This window comes from Pseudonocardia pini, from assembly GCF_013870575.1.
Lineage (GTDB): Bacteria > Actinomycetota > Actinomycetes > Mycobacteriales > Pseudonocardiaceae > Pseudonocardia > Pseudonocardia pini.
Window position 1 is genome coordinate 1 of the sequence record NZ_JACBXB010000768.1, and the last position, 2,624, is coordinate 2,624.

Sequence of the window (2,624 nt, forward strand, 5' to 3'; positions counted from 1 at the left end):
GGGTGCACGCTGGCGGTGACCGTCGAGCCCTGCACGATGTGCGCGGGCGCGCTCGGGCTCGCCCGGGTCGACCGGGTGGTGTTCGGCGCCTGGGAGCCGAAGACGGGCGCGGCGGGCTCGTTGTGGGACGTGTTGCGCGACCGCAGGCTCACCCACCGCCCGGAGGTGGTGGGCGGCGTGCGGGCCGACGAGGCCGCCGACCTGCTCAAACGGTTCTTCGCCGGGGGCCTGCACCGCTCGTGAGTCCGGCTTGTAAAGTTGTCGGCGGTAGCGTGTCCGAGCGGCCGAAGGAGCGCGCCTCGAAAGCGCGTGAGGTTCACGCCTCCGTGGGTTCAAATCCCACCGCTACCGCCAGCAGAATGCCGGGTCCCTCGGGGCCCGGCATTCGCCGTCTCCGGGGGAGGGGCAGGTCGTGACGATCGTGTTCGGGCGGATCGGGAGGGCGTTCCTGCTGGCCGGGGCGGCGGCTCTCGTCCTGGCCGTCCTCGCCTGGCTCCTGCTGCCCGACGGCGGGATCACCGCCCTGGTCCTCGGCATCCTCGCCGTGGTCGGGCTGATCCAGGGTGCGGTGTGGACGGTGGTCCAGCAGCGGATGTTCGGCAGCATCGCCGCGCTGCGCCGGGTCGAGACCTCGGGCAGGCCGACCCGCGCCGCGATCGTGGGGGTGCAGAGCACGTCGAGCCGGATCGGGGCGGAGCCCATCGCGAGGCTGGACCTGCGGATCGACGGCACGGTCGTCCGCAGGCACGTGCGCATCCCGTTCACCCATACCTCGGTCATCCGGACCGGCCTCGACCTGCCCGTCCTCACCGACCCGCAGGGTTCTCGCGCGCTCGTCGTGCAGTGGGACCGGCTGGGCTGAGCTCCGCCCCGCGAGGGTCGCCCGGCCCCGGACCGGCACGCCGGCGTCGGCTCGCCACCCGGCCGCTGCCGGTTGCGAGACGCCGACGGCCGCTGCGGCTGGGGCACGGACCGACCGATGCGCGCACGCTCCGGGCGGCGCTGATGGTCCTGCTCCGGGACTCGCTCGGCGCGGCCGGGTACGACCCCGGAAATGCGACAACGCCGGGACCTGCCCGGCGTTGTCGCTGCTGTGAGGCGCGGAGGATAGGGGATTCGAACCCCTGAGGGATTGCTCCCAACACGCTTTCCAAGCGTGCGCCCTAGGCCACTAGGCGAATCCTCCGGCGAGAACCTTACGCGACCGCTCTCCGGACCCCCGCGCCGGGACCCGGGTGGCGCGGGCCGCTACACTCGTCCACGGATCCCGCGCGGCGTCCATCCTGTGAACTCCCCCAGGGCCGGAAGGCAGCAAGGGTCAGCGGGCTCTGGCGGGTGCGCGGGGTCCCCTATATCTCCCCCTCCCTGATCTGTCGGGGGTGGTGGGTAGCCTCGGGTCCGTGGCGCTCGCTCTCTATCGCAAGTACCGCCCGGCGAAGTTCGCCGAGGTGGTCGGCCAGGAGCACGTCACCGAACCCCTCGGCACCGCCCTCTCGGCCGGTCGGATCAACCACGCGTACCTCTTCTCGGGCCCCCGGGGCTGCGGGAAGACGTCGTCGGCGCGGATCCTGGCCCGCTCGCTGAACTGCGTGGAGGGCCCCACCCCTGATCCGTGCGGTGTCTGCAACTCCTGCGTCGCGTTGGCCCCGGAGGGCCCCGGGAACATCGACGTCGTGGAGCTCGACGCCGCCTCCCACGGTGGGGTGGACGACGCGCGGGAGCTCCGCGACCGCGCCTTCTACGCCCCGGCCGAGTCGCGGTACCGGGTGTTCATCGTCGACGAGGCGCACATGGTCACCACGCAGGGCTTCAACGCCCTGCTGAAGATCGTGGAGGAGCCGCCGGAGCACCTCGTCTTCGTCTTCGCCACCACCGAGCCGGACAAGGTGCTGCCCACCATCCGGTCCCGCACGCACCACTACCCGTTCCGGCTGATCCCGCCCGGCACGCTCCGCGCGCTGCTCGAGCAGATCTGTGGGGACGAGGGGGTGCAGGTCCAGCCCGCCGTGTACCCGCTGGTCATCCGTGCGGGCGGGGGGTCCGCCCGAGACACCCTGTCGGTCATGGACCAGCTGCTCGCGGGCGCGGGCCCCGAGGGGGTCACCTACGAGCGGGCGATGGCGCTGCTCGGGGTCACCGACGTCGCCCTGATCGACGACGTGGTCGACGCGCTCGCCGCCGGGGACGGCGGTGCCGTCTACCAGGCCGTCGACCGGCTGGTCGAGGCCGGACACGATCCCCGCCGGTTCGCGGCCGACCTGCTGCAGCGGCTGCGGGACCTGATGCTGGTCCAGGCCGTGCCGGAGGCGGCGAGCCAGGGGCTGGTCGAGGCGGCGTCGGACGAGCTGGAGCGCATGCTCGACCAGGCCGCTCGGCTCGGCCCGGCCACGCTCGCCCGGTACGGCGAGATCGTGCACGCCGGGCTCACCGAGATGCGCGGCGCCACCGCCCCCCGGCTGCTGCTGGAGCTGTTGTGCGCCCGCATGCTGCTGCCTGCGGCCACGACCTCCGACGCGGGCCTGCTCGAGCGGCTGGAGCGGGTCGAGCGCCGGAACGCGATCGCCTCGGAGCCCGCGTCCAGCGGTGCCGAGGAGTCGGAGAAGCCGCAGTTCGTGCGGCCCTCC

General features: G+C 73.2%; 3 protein-coding genes, 2 tRNA genes and 1 other RNA gene. 5 read left to right on the forward strand and 1 reads right to left on the reverse strand.

From position 1 onward, the window contains the following. The 3 genes from H5J29_RS28605 to H5J29_RS28615 form a co-directional block, all read left to right on the forward strand. A partial coding sequence (locus H5J29_RS28605; RefSeq protein ID WP_181784094.1) for a nucleoside deaminase occupies positions 1–243 on the forward strand: 243 nt, incomplete at its 5' end. 23 nt (positions 244–266) lie between these two features. Continuing rightward, positions 267–354, forward strand: a tRNA-Ser gene (locus tag H5J29_RS28610). Between the two features lie 58 nt (positions 355–412). After that, positions 413–862, forward strand: a complete 450-nt coding sequence (locus H5J29_RS28615; protein ID WP_181784095.1) for a hypothetical protein — start codon at positions 413–415, stop codon at positions 860–862. Between the two features lie 239 nt (positions 863–1,101). Here H5J29_RS28615 and H5J29_RS28620 read toward each other — a convergent pair. Continuing rightward, positions 1,102–1,186, reverse strand: a tRNA-Ser gene (locus H5J29_RS28620). A 73-nt stretch (positions 1,187–1,259) separates the two neighbouring features. Here H5J29_RS28620 and ffs point away from each other — a divergent pair. Next, positions 1,260–1,354, forward strand: an RNA gene (gene ffs, locus H5J29_RS28625) — signal recognition particle sRNA small type. A 46-nt stretch (positions 1,355–1,400) separates the two neighbouring features. Next, a partial coding sequence (locus H5J29_RS28630; protein WP_181784096.1) for a DNA polymerase III subunit gamma and tau occupies positions 1,401–2,624 on the forward strand: 1,224 nt, incomplete at its 3' end.